This window comes from Pseudoalteromonas arabiensis (assembly GCF_001550155.1).
GTDB lineage: Bacteria > Pseudomonadota > Gammaproteobacteria > Enterobacterales > Alteromonadaceae > Pseudoalteromonas > Pseudoalteromonas arabiensis.
In genome coordinates this window covers 600,119-620,436 of the sequence record NZ_LRUF01000021.1, presented here as the reverse complement: position 1 = coordinate 620,436, position 20,318 = coordinate 600,119, and the positions used below count along the sequence as shown (strand labels likewise).

Genomic DNA, 20,318 nt, shown 5'->3' with positions numbered 1-20,318 from the left:
CTGGGGGTCACTTCAGGGCGCGATCAACTAAAATGGCGTTTAGTTTTAGTAAACTTACTTTGTATTTCTGTGATTTGATTTTTGGTCTTTCTTGCGGGGAAAGTGTTTTCTAAAAAGATAGGGCGCTGCTAAACAATAAGCGCCACCCCCTAAGTAAAAAAGGAGATTAAAGACATATGATAAGGGGTTCGTCGAGAAAAAATAAATGTCAGAGTCGGTTCGGTAATCTGTAGGAGTCAAAATATAACCTTCATAGATGAATCTTATAGCAAGAGTTATTAAGGTAACTCCCGTGACCCATAAAAATAATGTAAAGGCGATTTGATTCAGTAGTACTCTAGTATCACTGATATCAGCATACTTTACTTTTAACTTTCTTTTATTTTTTAACCGCATCATATTTGCCAAAAAAAGTGATGATGAGCGCAATAAAAATGCCTATAAAACCAATGACTGAAAAAGCTAGGCTATATTCAGTTTTAATATTAAAAATATTAAGTAAGCTCGTTATTAACAATAGAGATATACCAACGATTTTTAAAATCGTCTGTGTTTTATTTAAGCAAAACCATGCGTGACAAGAGGGACATTGATTTTCAATAAAGAGGCTGTTTTTGTTAACCTTTTTTATATCTTTAGTCGCTATTTTAGTTTTACAGTTTGGGCAAGTTAATTTCATTTTATTCCTTTTTGGGTCTTTTTCTCTAAGACCTCTAATTCCATTTAGAGTTACTTTCAGCATCATAGCAAACTTTAATCATCACAAACAAAAAAGCTCACAATTCGTGAGCTTTTAAACGATGTGTTAACACTTTACTGCTGCGGTTTAGGTGGGAAGTTACTTAGAATATTAGCAACTGTCTCTTTAATTATCTCAGTGCGTTTTTCAGGTGTTTGGTTCTTTTGCAAACGACCTTCTTTTGCACCACGCCAAACTAGTTGGTTAGAAGCGCGGTCTACCACGTCTAAAATCAGTGTGCCTACTTCATACTCGCGAGTAGTTGTTTGCGTGTTGTAACCCATGCCCCAATAGTTCCAGCGTGCGCCGTAACCGACATTAAAGGTATCAACGTCGATTTTTTTATCAACCGATGCATGGTAGTTAATAAGTACATCTGCTTGTGCCATATCAACAAGTTTCATACCGCTTTTTTCAAGCTCAGCATTAACGGCTTCACGTACACGTTTTTCCATTAACGGGCTAATTTGGTAGTTTGCAACATTCTTAGTTAGGCTCGCGTTAGGAACCCAAGAGAAAGTTTGATAGTTGCTAAAGTCTGCTGATTTGTCGTAATCCCAATCAGGGGTTTTGGCGCAAGCCGCTAAAAGTAATACAGCCGTGGCGATTAATAAGTTTTTCATACTGTTTGCTCCTTGGCAAAATTTCCACTACTTATTTGATAACATAACACAAAAATAATTCAACTGAATGATTATTTATTTACTATGGCACATTTCAAAAAAAGTACTGTAATTGATTGTAAATGCTGTCATCCATGACATGTTGTATTAAGTACTGTGTTCTACTTCGATCCAGTCTTTTTCGTCTACCCAGTTTTGCGCGCCATCTTTTACTGTACGAATAGGTACAATGTAGTCGCAACTTACTTGTGGTTTAACAGAAGCAAAAATCGGCACAAAACCAAAGCTCAGAGCCGTTTCGATAATTGCTTTTTGGTTTTGTGGGTCGATATCTGCCGCTTCATCAATATAAATAGGAATACGATACAGGTTTTGTTCTTGATCACTTAATAGATAGCGAATGAATAGCATGCCGCATAATAGTTTAATAGTGATACGTGTACCGTTAGAACCTGCTGAATCGATTTTTTCGAAGTGCTCAGTGTCACCCGCACGATTCACCACTTCAAAACGAATATCGAATAAGTCGGTCAGTGTTAAACCGGCTTTTTCTGAAGCAAGCTTAATTAAATGATCTTTTGCTTCGTTTACCGCAGATTCGCTATAAGGCTCTTGGCTTAATAAATCGAGGGTATCGCCTTGCTCAAACTGATTTGAGGTACTGATAATGGTATCAATGCTATCAACCAGCATCTTGCGCGGAATAACATTAATTTTGAATGCTTGAAGGTTAGAGATTCGGTGTTGGCTAATCCCTTTATTAAAGCTATTCATTTCGCGGCGTAGGCGGTCTAAGTCTTCGCGCAAGCCTTTAATGGTGGCGGCGACTTCGGTTAACGCAACACGACCTTGACGCTCAACGGCATCACGCTCGTTATCAATGTTATGAAACGCGCTAATAAGCTTTTCGTATTTAGTAAACTCATCGTTTTCGTTATCAAATTTAGTAATACCCGCATTGTAAATATGCATGTAGGTGTTACGTACGTTGATATCAAAGTTACGTAGCTCTTGGCAGTCTTTGTTAAAGTGATGGATGAGATCGCTTAAGTTATCAAAATCAATACTGATTTCAATCATGTATGGAGTCACTTTGCCAGAGTAAAAATCAAGCGTGTGATCGATACGCTCAGATTTAACTTGGCGTAGGCGGTCAGCTTGGCGCGCAAGCAAATCTTTTTTCGACTTGATAATTGAACGACGGTCGCTAATTGAGCCACTGTTCTTTTGAATGTCTTGCAGGTAGTCGTCAACTTGTTCGCGCTCTGAATTTAATTGCTCTTTTAGCAAAGTTTGCGCATCGACTGATTGCTGCATCACTTCAAATTGTTCAAAGCGTTTTAAGGCTTCTTCAGAGGCCATTAGTTCATCATATAAGGCATCTTTTTCTTTTTGCTTTTCGGCGACATTAGCAGCCACTTCGCGCTGTTGTTTAAACTCTTTTAGTGAGTTTTCAAGGGCGGCGAGTTGCGCGGTTAGTTGCTCTTTATTTTCACCTGTTTGCATTTGCACAGGACTTAGCTTTTTAAGTTTAATGCTTGCGCCAGGAAGAGTCAGTACACCGCCTTTCACATTTGCCGATAACTGCTCTAAAAATTCACCAAAGGCATCTTCGTCTGTGATCTCAACATCACCATTGCTGGTGGTGGCAAATGATAAGATATCAGGGTTTAGAATACGCGAAATCTCTTCAACTTCTTTCAAAGATAAATCTTCACGCATACGGGTGAATAAATTGAACTCGAGGTTCTTCAGCTGTAGTTTTAAGCTCTTAATTTGCTTTTGTGTTTCGCTAATACGGTAATCTAGCGTGTGCAAGCTTTGACCTTGGGCACTGCTCAATGAATGCGATAGCGATTCATAATCTTGCTTAAGCTGCGTAAGGCTTACTTTTAAAGTGGCCTTGTTAACTAGTTCAAATTCAGATTTAAGCGCTCGATAGTCTAAAAACCACTGTTCAATTTGAGTTTGTTTACGCTCAATATCACGGGATTGCTGAATATACAGCTGCTGCTTTTGGTCAAACTCATGCTTTTCGTGCTCGATATCTTCAAGGGCTATATTCAGCTCAGTGAGTTGCTCTTGTTGATAGGTTTCAAAGTCAATCAGTGCTTGGTCAATTTTTGGCGCATAGGCTGCAAGTTTGCCTTTTAAAACCGTTTGGTTTTCAAGCATAGATTCAAGGGCGGCGATTGGCTCTTGCATTGACTCAAGGGCTTTTAATTCACGTTTAGCGCGATTCACTTTATCGAATGAACGTCGCCACACTTCATAAAAATCGACCCGTGAGTTTGACATATGACGTTCAAAAACACGTAGCATAAAGCGCTTAACATCACTGGCACCTAATTTATGCAAGTTAAGGATACGGCGGAAAATCTCTTTGTAAATCGCTGAGTCTTGTACGTTATTAAGTGGGATCATCTTTAAATTGATATCGCCATCAAACGGGGTTGCGCCACCAGTAAGTAGGGCGTTTAGCTCTTGCGCTTTTAATTCAATTGGATTGAAACCTTGCTCTTTTAAGTGATTAAAAAGCTTGGTGAATTTTACAATGGTTTTGCCTTGGGTGTAGTGCTCAAGGTCTAATTTACCTTGATAGCAAAAAAACTGATGCGCATAACCGGCAATTTTACCAAGGCCAGCAACACCAATCACTACAGGGCCATTAGGTAAATCGGCTTCGAGTAAAATATAGGATTGATCTGACGAAAAGTAGAATTTTCGGGTTTCGTCTAAATCGTGGCCATCCCATTCTGTTAGGCGTAAATCATTAATCAGTGGAAATTGCAGGGCATTAATCACCGAGCTTTTACCAGTATTATTGGGTGCACAAATTGAGCTGCTTTTATCCAGAGGGATCACGCATTTTGCATAGCCAGCGGTATTTAAAAGCGCAAGTTTGCTGAGTCCGTAAAGGCTTTGGCTTTGCATTATTCGTCCTCTCCTAGGTAGGTTTCTTCGTTTACTTCCATTAATGCATCGATATAACGATAAATAGGTGCTTGCAACATAAAGCCGTTTTCTACTTCGCGAGCAAGGCCTAAACGCACCATGCGAAGGTACACGTCTTTACGTAAATCTGAGCCTGAGAAGATTTCTAATTGATCAAACAAGTGTTTGTTGATTTGCACTAAGGTTTGCATTAGTTCAAGGTCGTTTACCTCGTCAAACAAGGCACGCATTGGATCTTTACCGGTATTGGCATAGTGCTCAATCAAGATGTAGATAGTCAGTGCGATGGCACGCGAAATTTTCCCCATGTTTGGGGTGCTTTCGTCGCTGCCAAAATAGTAAAAGCCACGGCTATCATGTTGTAGGTCATGGCCAAGGGCATTAAATAACGCACGGTAAGCGTCAATGTGTTGATCAAGCTCTTGCCACATCAGCGTGTCTTGTTCGCTAATGTGGTAGCCTGATGTGAGCTTTTTATTAATAGCTTGCAGATGTGTTAAATCATCTAAATTAATATCTGTCATGGTTATTGCTCTGTTGCTTTTTTATCGTCAGCAATCGATGAGTTAAATGGGTAAAGAGAGAAGTGTTGCTGGGCAATTTTTATTTTTACTTTCTCTTGGCTTTGGCTGATTTCAAGGTCGCCATCGCTAATTAATTTTTGATACAAGAACAGCATTTCGTCTGCTTCTAAATCTGGGTAGCTTTCATCTAAGAAATTAAGCAGCGGCTGAGCTTTTTTGCTGGCTTTTTTGAAGCGTTTTTTAAATTGTGTTTTAACGTCGTTGTAATCAGGGATATGCGGGCTTTGATAGGCAGGCACGTCATCATGTTCAGGAAGCTGATATTCATCGTGTTCAAAGTCAACTAAGCCTGCCATATAGGCCACGATATGACGTTGTTGCCCAAGTGAAAAACGCTGTGCGTCTGAGACAAAGTTAGGCTGTACTGCACTTAACATGTTATCGACGCCATTTTTACGCACTAAACCAAGCACTTTGGCCGCTTGGCGAGTAATTAGGTTGTTGCGTCGTAACTCTTCACGCAGTGGCATCAACATATCGGCGCTTTTGCGTAAACTTTCACGGCCAACTAAATGCATTTCTAGAATACGGGTACGTAATTGCTCAAGCATCCGTTTGTCTTGATATGACTTACCAAGACGGTCAATTTGCTCGATTTGCGCGCTAATTTGCGCTTCGATGGTGTTAAAGCACGCGTGGAAGTCACCACGAATATCAACCATTTCAAGCATAGGTTCAATGTATTCATCAAACGCTTCGATTACTGCTTGATAGCGTTTTTGCAAAGATTGCACGGCGTTGTCAGCTTTCGCTTGCTCAACAATGTTTAAAATCGCATTTTCATTATGGGCAAACAACTTCATTATTTTGCGTACCCGATCATCCATAATCCGGCTGAAACGGCGAAGCTCGTCGTAATCTTCTATTTCACCCGCTTTGGCAAGGCGGTTGCCTAGGCGCGCTAAGTCATCAACTAATACGCTGATTTCTTGGGCAAGACCCAAATGTTCTTCTTGCAATAAAAAGGTCGCAAAATCAGCGATAGCACGGTTGATTTCTAATTGTGACGACTTCGCAAGAGGAATAATGATATCTTGATTTAATAAACGATTTGTTTCTTTATAAATACGTTCATTTGACCAGCTTGGCTGTTTTTGTTTTATCGCATTTTGTACGTCTTTTAAGCTGAAATCAGCCATCTTAAAACGTTTAAATAATAGTTCTAACACCCCCCAATGCTCTGTAAGGGTATTTAATAACTTTTTAGCTGGGATCATATGGCTCCAGTAAATCAAAATTTTGGTGTTAGCGTTTAGTAGTAATTTATCTAATTGAGAATAGTTTTATGACTTAGATACTGCTAGAATCCGCGCCGAAACACTCGAATTACAATTTTTACATTATTATAAAGGTTGTTCAAACACCATGGTAACCCCACTTATCCTAACCCTGATAGCGGTGGCATTTTTGCTTATCGTTATAGAGGATATTATCCATGTAAACAAGGCCAAAACGACGCTTTTTTTTGGCACTTTATGCTGGATTATCTTGTTTATCTCTCCAATTCATGGGCAAACCCCAGAAACTATCCAACATCAACTTGATCATAATATTTTAGAAATAGCGACGTTGTGGTTATTTCTTATGGCTGCAATGACCTTTGTCGCTTATTTAAACTCGAAAGGGTTTATTCAAAATATTGTGCATAAAATTATGCCAAATCAAATCAGTGAACGGAAGCTGATGTTTTTGATTGGTGGTTTTGCGTTTTTATTTTCATCGATTTCAGACAACATAACCGCGACTTTAATCTCGCTTGCGGTGGTGATGTCACTGAAATTAGACCCTAAAAAATTAATAAAATATGCCACCTTAATTGTATTTAGTGTGAACTCGGGTGGGGTATCGCTTATTACAGGTGATGTAACGACCTTAATGATATTCCTCGATGAAAAAGTCACTATTGGTAACTTGTTATTACTTATTGTGCCTTCGCTTGCAAGCGTCGCATTACTGGCTGTGATGTTATCAGCAGGAATGTCAGGTAATGTGGTATTTGAAAAGCAAATGGCTCGTCGTATTGAAAAAACCGACATTACCATTGCGGTTATCTTTTTCTCGACCATTATTGCCACCTTAACTTTGAGCGTTCTTTATAGTGTGCCACCGTTATTAACCTTTTTATTTGGTTTATCATTAATGTTTTTGGTTGCGCAATTTTTGATGCGCAAAAAAGACGTAAACAAAAAAATCATCGACTATATTCGTGAGATTGAATACGACACACTGTTGTTCTTCGTTGGGGTATTACTGTTAGTTGGTGCACTGAAAGAAGTGGGTGTGTTATCTCAATTTACACATTTATATGAGCTTATGGCTCCTGAGTATGCGAATTACTTAATGGGCTTGTTGTCGGCTGCGGTTGATAACGTGCCACTAACAGCTGCATTACTCAAAGCCGACATTGTTATGAGCCCTCAGCAATGGCTGTCATTTACTTATGCAACAGGGGTTGGTGGTTCAATGCTTATTATTGGGTCTGCCGCGGGTATTATTGCGATGAGTAAAGTCAAAGCATTAACGTTTATGAGTTATTTAAAAATGTCGCTGTATTTATTAATAGCCTATACAGCGGGTTATTATGGCTCACACCTAGCGGGAAGTTTTATTTAACACTTGACAGCTAGACGTCTAAACGATAACTTTCAAAGCCTGCTTTTAACAGCAGGCTTTGTTATTTTAACCAAGTGTTAACTTAACATTCAGAAGAGGTGCGATACTTAGGTAGTTAATGTGAGGTGACGAACGCCAATGACCATTAATGAGGGAAGTACTCGCCGAGAAAAATAGCTGGACGTCACGGTTATTTTTCGGTTTATGGGGCTGAATCCTCAAAACTGTCACCAAACTAGGTGGAGAGCTTCTGGCATGGACTACTCTTTATTTTCAAAGCACCCCCTTGCCGAGTTCTTCTTGAATTTCTGTGGATAGTTTTCCACAAAAGGAGACGACATGAATACCCAATTAGCCGCCAACACAAAATCAGATTACGTTGTTGCAAAATTTGGTGGCACCAGTGTAGCTAATTTTGATGCTATGAGCCGCTGTGCAGAAATTGTATGCGCGGATAATCAAGTACGTATTGTTGCTGTTAGTGCCAGTGCGGGCGTTACTAACCATTTAGTTGCATTGTGTAAACGTGATTTGAGCGCGGCTGAGCGCGATGAACACATCACGGGTGTTATTGCTATTCAAGAGAATATTTTAGCTGAGCTATCGCTTGATGCCGATTTAGCTCATGGCTTTAATGAGACTTTAAGAGCATTTCAGGTACTTGCTACTGAAGGGATTAAATCAGCGGCAGAGCAAGACGAGCTGCTAAGTTTTGGTGAGCGCTTATCATCGTATTTATTTACGCAAGTGTTGCGTGGCCAGGGTTTAGATGCGGTGCGATTTGATGTGCGTAAAGTATTAAAAACAGATAGCCAATTCGCTAAAGCCACTCCAAACATTGCTGCAACAGCTGCTGCTGCAAAAAAACATTTAGTGCCATTGTTAGCTGAGCAAGTTGTAGTAACACAAGGGTTTATTGGCAGTGATGAATATAACCAAACAACTACTTTAGGCCGTGGCGGCTCAGATTACAGTGCGGCATTACTGGCTGAAGCAATCAACGCAAAGAGTGTGCATATTTGGACGGATGTGGTGGGTATTTTCAGTACTGATCCGCGTTTATGTGTAAAAGCTACACCTATTGCAAGGCTTAGCTTTGATGAAGCCGCTGAAATGGCTACCTTTGGGGCAAAAGTGCTGCATCCAGCTACTATTTTACCGGCAAGCCGCAGCCATATTAGTGTGTTTGTAGGTTCAAGCCGTGAGCCACAATTAGGCGGCACATGGATTGAAAAAGAAAAGTCAGAGCAGCCAGGTATCCGAGCAGTCACGCAGCGTAAAAACCAAATTCTTTTAACGGTTAAAAGCCCAGAAATGCTTCTTGCGAGTGGTTTCTTAGCGCGTGTATTTACTATCTTAAGTGAATTTAATATTTCGGTTGATTTGGTTACTACCTCAGAGATCAGTGTTGCAATCACGTTAGATAACGCACCGAATGCATCACGTCCTGAGCTGGATCAAGCTTGTTTAGATAAGCTTTCTGAGTTTTGTCATGTGTCGGTTGAGAATAACTTAACGCTGGTGGCTCTAATTGGCTCTGAGATTCAACTGCGACAACAAGAGACCAACTTAATGCAAGTATTGAGTGATTTTAATATTCGTTTAATTTGTCATGGTGCAAGTAAACATAACCTGTGCTTTTTGGTGGAGCAGAGCGAGTCTGACCTTGTTGTTCAAGCTATTCATAGTCGATTATTAGAAAGCCAAGTCGCGGCATAGGTCGTTAAAGTTAATAAAAGAGCACTGCCAGTCAGTGCTTTTTTGTGCCACCACGCTTATGTCAAAATCATTCAGTGTGTTACTTGAGGCCGTGAGGTTATGTTTTTCGATTTCAGTAAACACATTCGGGCTCAAAAGTTTAGCGATAGGTTGCGATGTTGCTTTGGCAAGCGCTTCTTTTAGTGTCCAAATTCTAAAAAAACATCCAGCTTGCTCATTTATATCGCTAAAGCCACTTATTAAATTAACTTCATTGCGATCGTAAAAATGTTTGGCGAGCTTCACAAAAGGGCGTGTTTTCGAACAGTGTTCGATATCAAAACCAAATTGATCTTGCTCGGGGTTAAGCGCTGCACCAATAAAACCACGGGAATGTGATAAGCAAGCCCAAATTGGTTCACTTAAAGGCGAGTGAAGCTTCAATTTGTTGTCTACGTCATCAAATTGGCTCGAAATTGCGCAAAGTGGTGTGTTTTTAAGTAAAGGATTGCTGCGTTTTAATAAATACTTAAGCACTAAGCGCGTGGCAATATACTCTTGCTTAGCGGCTGGCATTTTGCGCTTTGTAAGTACACTAAGCTCGAATTCACTGAGTAACCTTTCAATGGGCAGGGAGCTGATATTGATACGTGAAGCATCCATAAGTACAACTTGTTTATCAGTTGAACTTAGCCCTGAATCAATTTTTAAGGTGTTAGAAAAATAGTGACTGCTCATGGTTTGTGGCTTTTACGAAACCCTACAATTAGATTTGTTTATTTTTACAGCAAATGCTCTTGTATGGGCACGAACAAACGCAAATTGTTTACGCAGTTGACTGTAATTATGGTTTAATGAGGAAAAATAATAACAGAAATGTAGATGTATGGCACAAGTTCGTGATGGCTTCCAAAGTCGTATTGGTTTTGTACTTGCCGCTTCTGGTGCGGCAGTAGGTTTAGGTAATATTTGGGGGTTCCCAACGCAGGCGGCAAACCATGGCGGCGGTGCATTTTTACTTGTTTATTTTATCGTTATTTTCTTATTAGCACTTCCAGCTTTGTATACTGAGCTGTATTTAGGCCACCAAGCGCAGGCAAACCCAGTTAAAGCGCTATCAAGTGCATGGCAAGACACCGCACCCAAAGTGGGAGCTGCAGCTGGTTATATAGGCTTGTTTGGCGCTGTTGTGATGCTGAGCTTTTATTCAATCGTTGCTGGTTGGATGCTCGCGTACGCACTCGAGCCAATTGCCAACTTTTTTGGTCTGACTGAGTTAAGTCACTTTTTACACAGTGATTCAATGGCACGCAACTTTGTGTTTACGCCATTGATGCTTATTCTAACCGCAAGCATTATTTTAAAAGGGGTTAAATCAGGTATCGAAACTTGGTCACGCCGCTTAATGCCATTATTGCTAGTGTTATTAGTGGCGTTAATTGGCTACATAGGCACTCTTGACGGTGCAATGGATGGTTTTGCTGCTTATTTAGTGCCTGACTTTAGCCAAATTCTTGATGCGAACCTAATTATTGCTGCAATGGGGCAAGCGTTCTTTTCATTGTCGCTAGGCGTCGGCTGTATGATGGTATACGGCTCATATTTAAAGCCTGATGCGAACTTACCAAAACTAACAGGCACCGTTGCATTACTTGATACGGGTGTGGCATTTTTAGCGGGTTTATTGATTATTCCGGCTATTTTTGTTGCCCAGCATAACGGCGTAGAAGTGTTTAGCGGTGGTAAGTTGGTAGGCGAAGGACAGTTGATTTTTGCTATTTTACCTGAGCTATTTAGCACCATGGGACAAGTAGGCTTAGTGGTTGGTTTATTATTTTTTGTGTTGATGTCGATTGCATCGGTGACTTCAACCATTTCATCAACCGAAATTCCAGTCGCATTTTTAGTTGAAAACCATAGTATTGAGCGTAAACAAGCAACCTTATTTGTTACCTTAGTGGTGTTTATTGCTTCATCGCTGATCATCCTTAACTTTGATTGGTTATTTGGCTTAGTGATTATGGTACTAACGCAGTACCAATTACCCTTGATGGGACTATTTTATTTTATTACCGTTGGCTGGTTATGGCAGCGTGGAAATAAATTGCATCAAGTATCGAGTGGCCCACATTATTGGTTTGCTCAGTACATTCGCTTTGTGTGCCCGTTATTGATGACGGCGGTATTTGTGAACGTGGCGTTGTTGCAATAAAGTATCGAGTTGCAAGTTAATAAGTAAAAAGGCGTGGGGTTTAAATCTCACGCCTTTTTTAATTTAAGGTGCTTTTGCCTTATATAACTTCGTTAGTTAATGGTAAACCTTGGCTAAGTTCGTTGGCGCTTTGTAGTGTAGTGCAAGCAATTTCGCTAAGCGCTTCTTGAGTGAAAAAACCTTGGTGCCCAGTAACAAGCACGTTTGGAAAACTAACCAAGCGAGAAAAAATGTCATCCTGCATGATTTCTTCGCGATGATCTTTAAAGAAAAGCTCTGACTCTTGCTCATAAACATCAAGTCCTAGGTGACCGAGTTTTTTGGACTTAAGTGCTTGAATACATGCTTGTGTATCGAGCAGTGCACCACGAGAGGTGTTAATCAGCATGACACCGTCTTTCATTTTTTCAAATGCTTTGGCATCAATTAAGTGATGAGTATGTTCGTTTAGTGGGCAATGCAAAGAAATTACATCACTTTGCGTGAGCAGTGTATCTAAGTCGCAAAGTGTGTAATCGCCTTTTTTAGCGACAGGATCGCACACCAACACTTTTGCACCGAAACCATTTAATATATTCACTAATGCTAAGCCGATTTTACCGCAACCTATAATACCAATGGTTTTTTGAAACAGGTTAAAACCCAACAGGCCATTTAAGTCAAAATTTCCTTCGCGTACTCGGTTAAAGGCTTTATGAGTTTTTCGGTTGAGTGTTAGCATAAGTGCTACACAATGCTCAGCAACGGCCTCAGGGCTATAAGCTGGGACACGACAAACCTTGATGTTGTGCTCTTTTGCGGCTGCTAAATCAACATTATTAAAACCCGCACAACGTAATAATATGGCTTTAATACCTAAAGTGGCCATATTGGCTATGACATCTTTATCGACAGTGTCGTTTACAAATACGCACACTGCATCAAAACCATGGCATAAAGGTGTTGTGGTACTGTTGAGAGATTGCTCAAAATAACTGAGCGAAACCGAATCAGCGTATTCAGTTAGATTCCTTTCAAAAAACGGTTGTTCATACTTTTGCGCACTGAATAAGGCCAGTTTCATCATTTAAATTACTCTCTATCACCATTTTGAGGGCTTCAGGTTTAGTGCGCGGGGCATATCGCGCAACAAGTTGACCCTCTGAGTTTATAAGAAATTTGGTGAAATTCCATTTAATTGCGCGGTTTTGCGCAATTCCGCGGGTATGGCATTTTAAATAATTAAATAACGGATGCGCCTCAGGCCCATTGACTAATACTTTATTAAAAATAGGAAAGCTAACATCAAAATGCTGTTGGTAAAAAGTCTGTAGCTCCTGCCCATCTAACGGCTCGTTATGACCAAACTGATTACAGGCGAAAGCAAGCACTGTAAATCCGCGCCCTTGATACTCATTATAGAGTTTTTCAAGGCTGGCCATTTGCATTGAAAAGTTACATTTACTGGCGGTATTTACGATAAGTGCTGTTCTTCCTTTTAACGATTCAAGGCTGAAATTTTCACCGGATGTAAGCTGGGCATTGAAACGATATATACTATCCATGTTTTACCTGTGTGTTTTTAAACGATTTAAATGAACTTTTTTTCATTCGCTTTTTAGTTATTCGATTGAGATAATGAAATTGTTACTAATTTATCACTCAAATAGGTCAGTTTTATGTCAATGAAAGTCGCCTTCATCGGATTAGGTGTAATGGGTTACCCTATGGCAGGTCACCTTGCCAACGCAGGTCACAACGTGACCGTTTACAACCGCACTACAGCAAAAGCGCAAAAGTGGGCTTCAGAGTATCAAGGGCAATATGCTCAAACGCCTAGTGAAGCTGCAAAAGGCGCTGAAATTGTATTTATGTGTGTGGGTAATGATGATGACCTACGGTCAGTTGTTTATGGCGACAAGGGTGTGCTTGCGGGCATGGAGTCTGGGAGCTATTTAGTTGACCATACAACGACTTCGGCCGAGGTAGCGCGCGAAGTGGCGACTCAAGCGAAACTACAAGGTGTTGCCTTTTTAGATGCGCCAGTTTCTGGCGGTCAAGCGGGAGCAGAGAATGGTGTATTAACCGTGATGGTCGGTGGCGACGAGACTGATTTTAATGTTGTTCAGCCTGTTATGGCTGCCTTTAGCCGCTTTAGCCAATTATTAGGTGAAGTAGGCTCTGGCCAGCTTTGTAAAATGGTTAATCAAATTTGCATTGCAGGTGTGGTACAAGGTTTAGCGGAAGGCTTGCACTTTGCTAAACAAGCGGGTCTCGATGGTGAAAAAGTGATCGAAACTATTTCAAAAGGTGCTGCAGGCTCATGGCAGATGGAAAACCGCTACAAAACTATGTGGGCGGGTGAGTACGAGTTTGGGTTTGCTGTTGATTGGATGCGTAAAGATTTAGGCATTGCGCTTGATGAGGCAAAGGCAAACGGCGCAACCTTGCCGATGACAGCCACGGTTGATCAATACTATGCTGATGTACAAGCGTTAGGTGGCGGCCGCTACGACACCTCAAGCTTGTTGGCACGTATTGAAGCGTTACATAAAAAGTAACGTGATATTGTTTATAAAAAACGCGACAAAATGTCGTGTTTTTTATTACATGCTTTGTGCGTAATTGTACAACGCTTTTAAAATATGCAGGTTTTTTTCGTTATCATCATTTTCATGAGCAAGGTTTTCAAGGGTGATCATAAAATCTTGCGCACTAATTGATGGACTATCTTCACCGTGCATGAGCTTGTTTTGACAGTATTGACGCCATGTAGCCAGCTCATCTTGGCTAAGAGTTTGTGGCCAGTTTCGAGCGCGGTATCTAAATAGTAAGGTGGCAAACTTTTTGTCATCGAAATTAAGCTGCATCGAGGCTAATTGCTCGGGACTTGCATCGCGAATAATGGCAAACTTGGCTTTATCTGCATTGCTCGTAAAGCCATCATAAAGTTGGTAGTCAGGGTTTTGGTTTTCACTAAAATCACGCTGCTCATTAAAGACCTCGGTTACTTTGTCGCGAAGTTCAGTATTCGCTTTTAAGATAGCCAAGTTTTGTAGGCACTTTTCGCGATCAATGCCTAAACGCGCTGCGTTTTCAGGTAACAAGGTTTTTGCTGGCGCAAGAATAGGGCATTTATTTAGGTGTACGAGCTTTAAGCCTACCGGTGCTTCGTCTTCACCAAGGTCACTGTGTTTGGTATAAAGCCGAGTGCGTAACTCCTCGACCGACAAATCTAATAACACCTGTGGATCTTCAGTTAAGTTAAAGCAAATAATGGCATTTTTGTTCACCGGATGAAAGCTCATAGGTGCAATCCAGCTAGTGCAACCTTGGCTTGCAGGGATGCGTGATGAGGTATGCACCAGTGGTGTCATGTTAAATACATCGACTAAATCAGCGAGCGCTTTTTTAGAACGTAAGCCGAAGAAAAACTGATAAAGCTTAGGCTGTTTTTCTTTTATAAGTTTCGCAAGCGCAATCGTTGCTGTTACATCACTCAATGCATCGTGAGCTGCGGCATGTTCTATGCCATTGGCAACGGTTAAGTGCTCTAGTTTAAAACTAGGCGTGCCGTCTTCTTTAAGCGGCCATTCAATACCCTCAGGGCGCAGTGCGTAACATGCACGTACTAAATCAATAATATCCCAGCGGCTGTTGTTATTTTTGTACTCACGCTCGTATGGGTCGTAAAAGTTACGGTATAGACTATAACGGGTTACTTCATCATCAAAGCGAATACTGTTGTAACCCGCTACACAGGTATTAGGTTGGCTAAACTCGGTATGAATTTTTGCCATAAACTCAGCTTCAGGCAGCCCTTTTTGCATTGCAATTTGTGGCGTGATACCTGTGATCAAACAGGCTTCTGGATGCGGTAAGTAATCTGCCGCGGGTTTGCAATATTCAATTAACGGTTCACCAATAATATTTAAATCTAGATCAGTGCGGATACCTGCAAACTGACTTGGGCGATCTTTTTGCGGGCTAGCCCCAAAAGTCTCGTAGTCGTGCCAGTAGATTGTTGGTTGGTTTTCGTAGTATTTTGGTTCACTCATTCTGTCTCTTAGCCCTTTAAAATCATAGGTTTTGGCTGTTTTGTTCTTTTTTGTTATCTATTCGAATACGTTACAATATCTGCATGGTGTGTATAAATTTTTTGCTAAGTGTGTATAAAGTATTAAATGGTAATCAGCGACACTAAATTAAGAAAGCTGCTATATAAAAACCAAACACCACAAGTATTATCGCATAGAGATAGTTTGAGTGTAAGGGTATCAGCTAAAGGTGTAATTACTTGGCAGTATCGTTGCCGAGTTGATGGAAAACAAGTAATTATATCGTTAGGTCGATATCCTAGGCTGAGCATTAAAGAAGCGCAAGAATACATATCTTTATTTCAGAACTGGCTAAGTAAAAAGAAAGATCCTCGTAGAGAGCCTAAGTTAATGTAAAGAGCCTACCGACATTAGCAAATATTCATTTGAATGGGTCAAATATTTTGACATGGTAAAACTCAAAGGGACTGCTAATCAGCAGGAACAATGCTAACACGCTTAAAATCAATTTTAGGTTGGGCTGAAAAGCGTGGCTTAGTAAAGCCTTTTAATCCGGTGTTAAATTTAAATGTAAATGATATAGGTGAACAGGCGAGTGTCGGTCAACGCGTTTTACAGATAGATGAAATAGCTAAACTTTGGTTTCATATTGAATCAACTAGAGCAACCCTTGCAACTAAGTCTTGTTTGCAGCTTATATTCATAACAGGGGGCCCGTCAGTCTGAGGTTCGCTTAGCTAAGTAGGAGCATTCTGATTTTGAAAATGATGTTTGGACGGTACCACCTGGAAATTCAAAAACAAATTAAAAAAGCTATAAGGCGCCCAACTTCTAACTTGATGAAAGAAATCCTGAACAGGCTTTCAACAGTTTACGGGAACTTTGAATACATGATACTAGGCAGTAACCCACGTAAACCGATGATCACACATAGCATTAACCGCTATTGTTGTCGTGTTTGGGAGCACTTATTTGAAAAATACAACATGGCTAAATTTATACCACATGATGCGCGCAGATCATTATCCACATTACTCCGTGAGCATGGTGTTGCGCCACATGTAACAGAAAAGATGCTCGGACATACAATGCGTGGAGTAATGGCAATGTATAACAAGCATGACTGGATGAAAGAATAGGCAGAAGAATATGAGTTATATTGCCAGCTTGTAGATAAAGCAATAGAAATTGAACTTGCTGAAAGTTAGCTAGCATGAAAGAGTCGTATCTTTTTGCAATACATTATTGAGTGTTGCTTTTATAAAATAATACGAATTGCTTACTTCTTGTTTACAAAGGTAAATGTTGCTGGAATTATAGGAAGAGTAATTTAACTGGTCTTTATATGGGTTTTAAAGAATTAAATGAAAATACAAATTTTGGGTATATCATTATTTTTATTAACGGCATGCGCTACTACATCAACGGGGCCAACTCCAGCTGGTGATAATAAGTATGTTATGTCACGCCAAGAGGGAGCATTCCCTACTGGTGATGAACCTCTCCTCCAAGATGTTTTACAAGAGGCGAATCGGTTTTGTGAGAGTCTCAGCAAGAAGATGGAATTACTCAACTCAACCGAGAATTCTGGACCGTTTGTTATGGGTAATTACCCAAGAGCAACTATTACATTTAAATGTGAATGATATTGTTGGTGTATGTGCGTTGAAAACTAAATAATAATGGGTGGACTAACTTTAGTTAGCCGTTATTTCGTATTATGCAAACTATTGTGTATTCATTTTTTAATATGTGCTAACCCTATCGCTCGTTTTTGTCCTGAGACAAAGTTAGAAACACTGCATTTTAGTAGTATTGGCAATTCGTTAAGAAGTTTGTTACAAATGAGTCATTCAGAAAAGCGAGCGACGCTGTGGTAGAAAAACGCGCGATTAGCTCGCTATAAACATGTTAGGTTACAAGGAAAGTCAGGTGAATGAGTTACCTTATACTAAAGAGCTGTTAACCATCGCTCTTACAGCGTTATTTAGTTTTGCGATATCGTACGCTTTTTTTAAAAGACAAAATATTTTAGAGAAAAGTAAAATACTGCATGATACTGCTTCTGTTACGGTTATTAAGTATATAGATGAACTAATACTAATACTCTCTGAATTATCGTATACATCGAATAAAGCTGATGAAGATAAAGTAAGAGCAAACCTTATTGATACAATTAAAAAGCATCAAGATATTACAACAACAAGATTACTTTTAATTGAAGATGAGAAATTAGTTAACGACTTTGACTTGTTTTTAAATGCATGTTCAGTATATAGCCAGCGAACAGGATTCTCAATGGCTAATGATTTGCCTGTTACTTTTATTACTGTTCCAGCAAGTACTGTTTTAAAAAAGTTATTATAAAATGTTATAACCTAATACATATGAGCCTAAACTCTGCCAATAGGTACTAGTATTTTATTTGACCTTTTTTATATGGTGACGGTCAATTCTAAATCAATAAACAAATTCGTTTACTTCGTCTGTCAATTTGGCTGTTAAGCAAGTAGCTTACGGCAAACACATGTAGGGCTCTCTTTTTGCGATCTTATCGCCGCTAGGTTTTTCTCATATCTTTTTGAAGTTGCTGGAGCGCTAGACATTCATTGGTTGACCTATTTATGGCACTGGACTTCCCCTGAACAACTAGACATCTAGGACTCTTGTTAATTTATTTTCATTAAGCAAAATCATAAGGAACTTGATTATGCATCACCAATCCAATTTTATATCACCTTGCTCTTTTTAGACTTGGCCGCAAAACAAAAGCTAAGTTCGACTATATTCACACTACACCTACCTTAATTGTCAGAATTATGGCGCTGAGCTTTAATGGCTAATAGATAAAAGGCTGACCTTCGGATAAAAGGGTAGGTGGAGTGAGTGTTTTTTGTTCTCAATAAGCTTGTAAAACAACCAGTAGGTTGTTTTTTATGCTTATATAGGTAGCTGAGCGAATAGTTTTTATTCAAAACTATGTAATGGCTCAAAATTTGCTTGTAAATCGCATCTTTATTTATACCTAAATATGAAGGAACAAAAAAATGACTTTATCTACTTTATTACTATCTACCTTATCTTCAACTGCTTTACCTGCACAGTCTTTTGATACAACTAAACTTCAAGGTAGCGGTGGGATTGTTATATTAGTACCAAAAAAAGAAAGATTACAAGGTTCAGGTGGAATCGTTATATTAGTACCAAAAAAGAAAGAAAACTAAGCACTTATAAGATAAAGCCAGCTCAAATGCTGGCTTTATCTTATCTTTAGGATTATGATTATGCACATCATTTATAGGATGTGCCATGCAATATTTAGTTGATTTATATAATGAATTACTTGTGGCTACAGCTGCACACAAAGCTTTTTCAGTTCAAGTGATTATTGCGCTTTGTTATACAGCAGCTCTTGTAAATTCATTTTACCGTGCTTACAAACACAAAGAGTGTTTTAGTGATTTTCTCTCAATAGCAGTAGTTTCATCAAAATATTTGGTTACTTCACTCCTTATGGAAAAGGTTTTACTTTTCATATCTAATGGTGGCAGTGGCGAATTTGCTCAAAATATCTATCTCGCATTAGCGGCGTTTAATGTTTTAAGTGTGATCGTGTTGTATAAATTACATACAAAATTTAGTTACGTTTTGGGCGAGTTATTTTTTTGCATAATGAAGCTTACATTACTACTTGCATCAGCCCACTTTATCTTATGGTTTAAACTTGTAGTGCTGTTTATTCAAGAAGAGCACGCTTACATACACTACATTTACAGCTTTATCGTATTATACGTAAGTATCGCACTTGCAATTGTGATGCTTTTTCCTCGCTTGCTTAAAACTAAGCTAAAGGTTTTAGTCAGTCCGAGCTGGCCCTGATAGATAAATATGTATAAATGATAACTTTGTTATATATCAGCTTTCTACTTTCATTTATAATGCTTTTTACTGATATGTTGAAAGCTAACTTTGGGTGTATAGTAACATTCAGTTTACCGAGGGACCGTAATGCTTGAACTTATATACATAGCCATTGCCGTTTTAGCCATCATGCTGGTTGCCAGTATTTGGTTAATTTCGCGTAAGGGCATTTTTGAAGATCAGATAAGAACAAAGTCTGTTGAAGCTGTTTGGTGTACCATTCAAGCTGAGAATGAAACAGACCTAAACCGTGCTATTAAACTTTTTAATAAAGCTGAGCAACTCAAAGGCGAAATTGCGGGGCTGATTGGTCAGTCGCCAGACTTAGAGCAATTGTCATTGGCGGATAGCTGCTGCAATTTGGCAGATAAAGAGCTGAAAGACATGTCGTTAGGCGAGTTACAGCGATATTATGATCAGCAAAATAACATCGCTAATATCTATAACGAGTTATACAAAGGTAGAAATTAAAAGCCAGATTATTTGATCTGGCTTTGTATTTTGATTTCGTTTTCTATTTGCTTAACTTGAATTTTTGCTAATTGGTTAAGCGCTTCTTGTGTTTGATTATCACCTTTTATCAATCCTGCTGTTGATAACTTTTTAATGCTTTTAATAATGCCATTATTAACCGCTTGTAATAAATCACCATCCAGCGTCATCGTATTTTGGTTATGACCATTTAATACAAAATCAAAACTTGTGTCTGTCATTTTACATGCGGTATCAATGACTTCGTAGGGTGGAGTTGCACTGTCAATGCAGTGATCGCAAAACCCAGATTTTAATGATAAGTAGTGTTCCAATTCAGTATTATTTTTCACTTCACATAGCTTACATAAGCGTTGAAAAATCTCGCTTATGCGCTGCTGCTCAGTGTTGAGTTTATAATTGAACATGGCAGCTCCTTGCTTGTTTTTGCCTATCTTAAACGAC

22 protein-coding genes and 1 riboswitch are annotated in these 20,318 nt (G+C 39.4%); of the genes, 12 read left to right on the top strand and 10 right to left on the bottom strand.

Translation table 11 applies throughout. The features are described 5' to 3' along the window. Nucleotides 1–379: 379 nt before the first annotated feature. From PAARA_RS12530 to PAARA_RS12510, 5 genes are all read right to left on the bottom strand, one after another. The gene (locus tag PAARA_RS12530) at nucleotides 380–745 is read right to left on the bottom strand and encodes a hypothetical protein (protein ID WP_245219951.1); all 366 of its coding nucleotides are present in this window, start codon (nucleotides 743–745) and stop codon (nucleotides 380–382) included. Between the two features lie 68 nt (nucleotides 746–813). Beyond that, the gene (locus tag PAARA_RS12525; RefSeq protein WP_062569349.1) at nucleotides 814–1,362 is read right to left on the bottom strand and encodes a DUF4136 domain-containing protein; all 549 of its coding nucleotides are present in this window, start codon (nucleotides 1,360–1,362) and stop codon (nucleotides 814–816) included. Nucleotides 1,363–1,509: 147 nt separating this feature from the next. Further along, nucleotides 1,510–4,296, bottom strand: a complete 2,787-nt coding sequence (locus PAARA_RS12520; protein ID WP_062569348.1) for an AAA family ATPase — start codon at nucleotides 4,294–4,296, stop codon at nucleotides 1,510–1,512. After that, complete coding sequence (locus PAARA_RS12515; protein WP_062569347.1) at nucleotides 4,296–4,841, bottom strand: condensin complex protein MksE; 546 nt, start codon at nucleotides 4,839–4,841, stop codon at nucleotides 4,296–4,298. Before PAARA_RS12515 ends, PAARA_RS12520 begins: the two co-directional genes overlap by 1 nt. A gap of 2 nt (nucleotides 4,842–4,843) precedes the next feature. Beyond that, nucleotides 4,844–6,118: a hypothetical protein gene (locus PAARA_RS12510; protein ID WP_062569346.1), complete on the bottom strand. Its 1,275-nt coding sequence runs from the start codon at nucleotides 6,116–6,118 to the stop codon at nucleotides 4,844–4,846. 148 nt (nucleotides 6,119–6,266) lie between these two features. Here PAARA_RS12510 and nhaD point away from each other — a divergent pair, with 148 nt between their 5' ends. Then, a complete protein-coding gene (nhaD, locus tag PAARA_RS12505) occupies nucleotides 6,267–7,514 on the top strand; it encodes a sodium:proton antiporter NhaD (protein ID WP_062569345.1) in 1,248 nt (415 codons plus the stop codon). Nucleotides 7,515–7,599: 85 nt separating this feature from the next. Continuing rightward, nucleotides 7,600–7,772: riboswitch (Lysine riboswitch) on the top strand. Between the two features lie 81 nt (nucleotides 7,773–7,853). Then, nucleotides 7,854–9,233 carry a lysine-sensitive aspartokinase 3 gene (gene lysC, locus PAARA_RS12500; RefSeq protein ID WP_062569344.1) on the top strand — a complete coding sequence of 460 codons (1,380 nt, stop codon included), beginning with the start codon at nucleotides 7,854–7,856 and terminating at the stop codon, nucleotides 9,231–9,233. Here lysC and PAARA_RS12495 read toward each other — a convergent pair. Continuing rightward, a complete protein-coding gene (locus PAARA_RS12495) occupies nucleotides 9,210–9,950 on the bottom strand; it encodes a 4'-phosphopantetheinyl transferase family protein (RefSeq protein WP_062569343.1) in 741 nt (246 codons plus the stop codon). The two genes, lysC and PAARA_RS12495, sit on opposite strands and share 24 nt — an antisense overlap. Before the next feature lie 148 nt (nucleotides 9,951–10,098). Between PAARA_RS12495 and PAARA_RS12490 the strand changes: the two genes are divergently transcribed. Next, nucleotides 10,099–11,424, top strand: a complete 1,326-nt coding sequence (locus tag PAARA_RS12490) for a sodium-dependent transporter (protein ID WP_062569342.1) — start codon at nucleotides 10,099–10,101, stop codon at nucleotides 11,422–11,424. Nucleotides 11,425–11,503: 79 nt separating this feature from the next. Here the strand turns inward: PAARA_RS12490 and PAARA_RS12485 are convergent, their stop codons facing one another. Together PAARA_RS12485 and PAARA_RS12480 are read right to left on the bottom strand one after the other, a co-directional pair. Then, nucleotides 11,504–12,487: a 2-hydroxyacid dehydrogenase gene (locus PAARA_RS12485; RefSeq protein WP_062569341.1), complete on the bottom strand. Its 984-nt coding sequence runs from the start codon at nucleotides 12,485–12,487 to the stop codon at nucleotides 11,504–11,506. Next, entirely contained in the window at nucleotides 12,453–12,968 is a 516-nt protein-coding gene (locus PAARA_RS12480; RefSeq protein ID WP_062569340.1) for a glutathione peroxidase, read from the bottom strand. The genes PAARA_RS12485 and PAARA_RS12480 overlap by 35 nt, the downstream gene beginning before the upstream one ends. Nucleotides 12,969–13,082: 114 nt before the next feature. Here PAARA_RS12480 and PAARA_RS12475 point away from each other — a divergent pair, with 114 nt between their 5' ends. After that, complete coding sequence (locus tag PAARA_RS12475; protein WP_062569339.1) at nucleotides 13,083–13,964, top strand: NAD(P)-dependent oxidoreductase; 882 nt, start codon at nucleotides 13,083–13,085, stop codon at nucleotides 13,962–13,964. 45 nt (nucleotides 13,965–14,009) lie between these two features. Here the strand turns inward: PAARA_RS12475 and sbcB are convergent, their stop codons facing one another. Then, entirely contained in the window at nucleotides 14,010–15,461 is a 1,452-nt protein-coding gene (gene sbcB, locus PAARA_RS12470; RefSeq protein ID WP_062569338.1) for an exodeoxyribonuclease I, read from the bottom strand. A 126-nt stretch (nucleotides 15,462–15,587) separates the two neighbouring features. Here sbcB and PAARA_RS20810 point away from each other — a divergent pair, with 126 nt between their 5' ends. From PAARA_RS20810 to PAARA_RS12445, 8 genes are all read left to right on the top strand, one after another. Then, nucleotides 15,588–15,857 (top strand): Arm DNA-binding domain-containing protein, encoded by a 270-nt coding sequence (locus tag PAARA_RS20810; protein WP_245219949.1) that lies wholly within the window; start codon nucleotides 15,588–15,590, stop codon nucleotides 15,855–15,857. A gap of 90 nt (nucleotides 15,858–15,947) precedes the next feature. Next, nucleotides 15,948–16,187: a hypothetical protein gene (locus PAARA_RS20805; protein WP_245219948.1), complete on the top strand. Its 240-nt coding sequence runs from the start codon at nucleotides 15,948–15,950 to the stop codon at nucleotides 16,185–16,187. A 38-nt stretch (nucleotides 16,188–16,225) separates the two neighbouring features. After that, nucleotides 16,226–16,600 carry a tyrosine-type recombinase/integrase gene (locus tag PAARA_RS20800; RefSeq protein ID WP_338053564.1) on the top strand — a complete coding sequence of 125 codons (375 nt, stop codon included), beginning with the start codon at nucleotides 16,226–16,228 and terminating at the stop codon, nucleotides 16,598–16,600. A gap of 225 nt (nucleotides 16,601–16,825) precedes the next feature. Beyond that, on the top strand, nucleotides 16,826–17,107 hold the full coding sequence (locus PAARA_RS12460) for a hypothetical protein (RefSeq protein ID WP_062569337.1): 282 nt from the start codon (nucleotides 16,826–16,828) through the stop codon (nucleotides 17,105–17,107). A gap of 286 nt (nucleotides 17,108–17,393) precedes the next feature. Next, entirely contained in the window at nucleotides 17,394–17,828 is a 435-nt protein-coding gene (locus PAARA_RS12455; protein WP_062569336.1) for a hypothetical protein, read from the top strand. A 680-nt stretch (nucleotides 17,829–18,508) separates the two neighbouring features. Next, nucleotides 18,509–18,685 (top strand): hypothetical protein, encoded by a 177-nt coding sequence (locus PAARA_RS20550; RefSeq protein WP_157066201.1) that lies wholly within the window; start codon nucleotides 18,509–18,511, stop codon nucleotides 18,683–18,685. A gap of 85 nt (nucleotides 18,686–18,770) precedes the next feature. After that, entirely contained in the window at nucleotides 18,771–19,340 is a 570-nt protein-coding gene (locus PAARA_RS12450; RefSeq protein ID WP_062569335.1) for a hypothetical protein, read from the top strand. 129 nt (nucleotides 19,341–19,469) lie between these two features. Beyond that, nucleotides 19,470–19,853 (top strand): hypothetical protein, encoded by a 384-nt coding sequence (locus tag PAARA_RS12445; RefSeq protein ID WP_062569334.1) that lies wholly within the window; start codon nucleotides 19,470–19,472, stop codon nucleotides 19,851–19,853. An 8-nt stretch (nucleotides 19,854–19,861) separates the two neighbouring features. Here the strand turns inward: PAARA_RS12445 and PAARA_RS12440 are convergent, their stop codons facing one another. Continuing rightward, nucleotides 19,862–20,281, bottom strand: a complete 420-nt coding sequence (locus PAARA_RS12440) for a hypothetical protein (RefSeq protein WP_062569333.1) — start codon at nucleotides 20,279–20,281, stop codon at nucleotides 19,862–19,864. Between the last annotated feature and the right edge of the window lie 37 nt (nucleotides 20,282–20,318).

Excerpts from the sequence above, each read along its gene's own strand:
- nhaD (WP_062569345.1), top strand. The coding sequence starts at position 6,267 with ATGGTAACCCCACTTATCCTAACCCTGATAGCGGTGGCATTTTTGCTT.
- PAARA_RS12445 (WP_062569334.1), top strand. The coding sequence starts at position 19,470 with ATGCTTGAACTTATATACATAGCCATTGCCGTTTTAGCCATCATGCTG.
- PAARA_RS12530 (WP_245219951.1), bottom strand. The coding sequence starts at position 745 with ATGATGCTGAAAGTAACTCTAAATGGAATTAGAGGTCTTAGAGAAAAA.
- PAARA_RS12525 (WP_062569349.1), bottom strand. The coding sequence starts at position 1,362 with ATGAAAAACTTATTAATCGCCACGGCTGTATTACTTTTAGCGGCTTGC.
- PAARA_RS12490 (WP_062569342.1), top strand. The coding sequence starts at position 10,099 with ATGGCACAAGTTCGTGATGGCTTCCAAAGTCGTATTGGTTTTGTACTT.
- PAARA_RS12450 (WP_062569335.1), top strand. The coding sequence starts at position 18,771 with ATGCAATATTTAGTTGATTTATATAATGAATTACTTGTGGCTACAGCT.
- sbcB (WP_062569338.1), bottom strand. The coding sequence starts at position 15,461 with ATGAGTGAACCAAAATACTACGAAAACCAACCAACAATCTACTGGCAC.
- PAARA_RS12485 (WP_062569341.1), bottom strand. The coding sequence starts at position 12,487 with ATGAAACTGGCCTTATTCAGTGCGCAAAAGTATGAACAACCGTTTTTT.
- lysC (WP_062569344.1), top strand. The coding sequence starts at position 7,854 with ATGAATACCCAATTAGCCGCCAACACAAAATCAGATTACGTTGTTGCA.
- PAARA_RS12440 (WP_062569333.1), bottom strand. The coding sequence starts at position 20,281 with ATGTTCAATTATAAACTCAACACTGAGCAGCAGCGCATAAGCGAGATT.
- PAARA_RS12480 (WP_062569340.1), bottom strand. The coding sequence starts at position 12,968 with ATGGATAGTATATATCGTTTCAATGCCCAGCTTACATCCGGTGAAAAT.
- PAARA_RS12515 (WP_062569347.1), bottom strand. The coding sequence starts at position 4,841 with ATGACAGATATTAATTTAGATGATTTAACACATCTGCAAGCTATTAAT.
- PAARA_RS12520 (WP_062569348.1), bottom strand. The coding sequence starts at position 4,296 with ATGCAAAGCCAAAGCCTTTACGGACTCAGCAAACTTGCGCTTTTAAAT.
- PAARA_RS20800 (WP_338053564.1), top strand. The coding sequence starts at position 16,226 with ATGATGTTTGGACGGTACCACCTGGAAATTCAAAAACAAATTAAAAAA.
- PAARA_RS12495 (WP_062569343.1), bottom strand. The coding sequence starts at position 9,950 with ATGAGCAGTCACTATTTTTCTAACACCTTAAAAATTGATTCAGGGCTA.
- PAARA_RS12510 (WP_062569346.1), bottom strand. The coding sequence starts at position 6,118 with ATGATCCCAGCTAAAAAGTTATTAAATACCCTTACAGAGCATTGGGGG.
- PAARA_RS20550 (WP_157066201.1), top strand. The coding sequence starts at position 18,509 with ATGACTTTATCTACTTTATTACTATCTACCTTATCTTCAACTGCTTTA.
- PAARA_RS12475 (WP_062569339.1), top strand. The coding sequence starts at position 13,083 with ATGTCAATGAAAGTCGCCTTCATCGGATTAGGTGTAATGGGTTACCCT.
- PAARA_RS12460 (WP_062569337.1), top strand. The coding sequence starts at position 16,826 with ATGAAAATACAAATTTTGGGTATATCATTATTTTTATTAACGGCATGC.
- PAARA_RS20805 (WP_245219948.1), top strand. The coding sequence starts at position 15,948 with ATGCTAACACGCTTAAAATCAATTTTAGGTTGGGCTGAAAAGCGTGGC.
- PAARA_RS20810 (WP_245219949.1), top strand. The coding sequence starts at position 15,588 with ATGGTAATCAGCGACACTAAATTAAGAAAGCTGCTATATAAAAACCAA.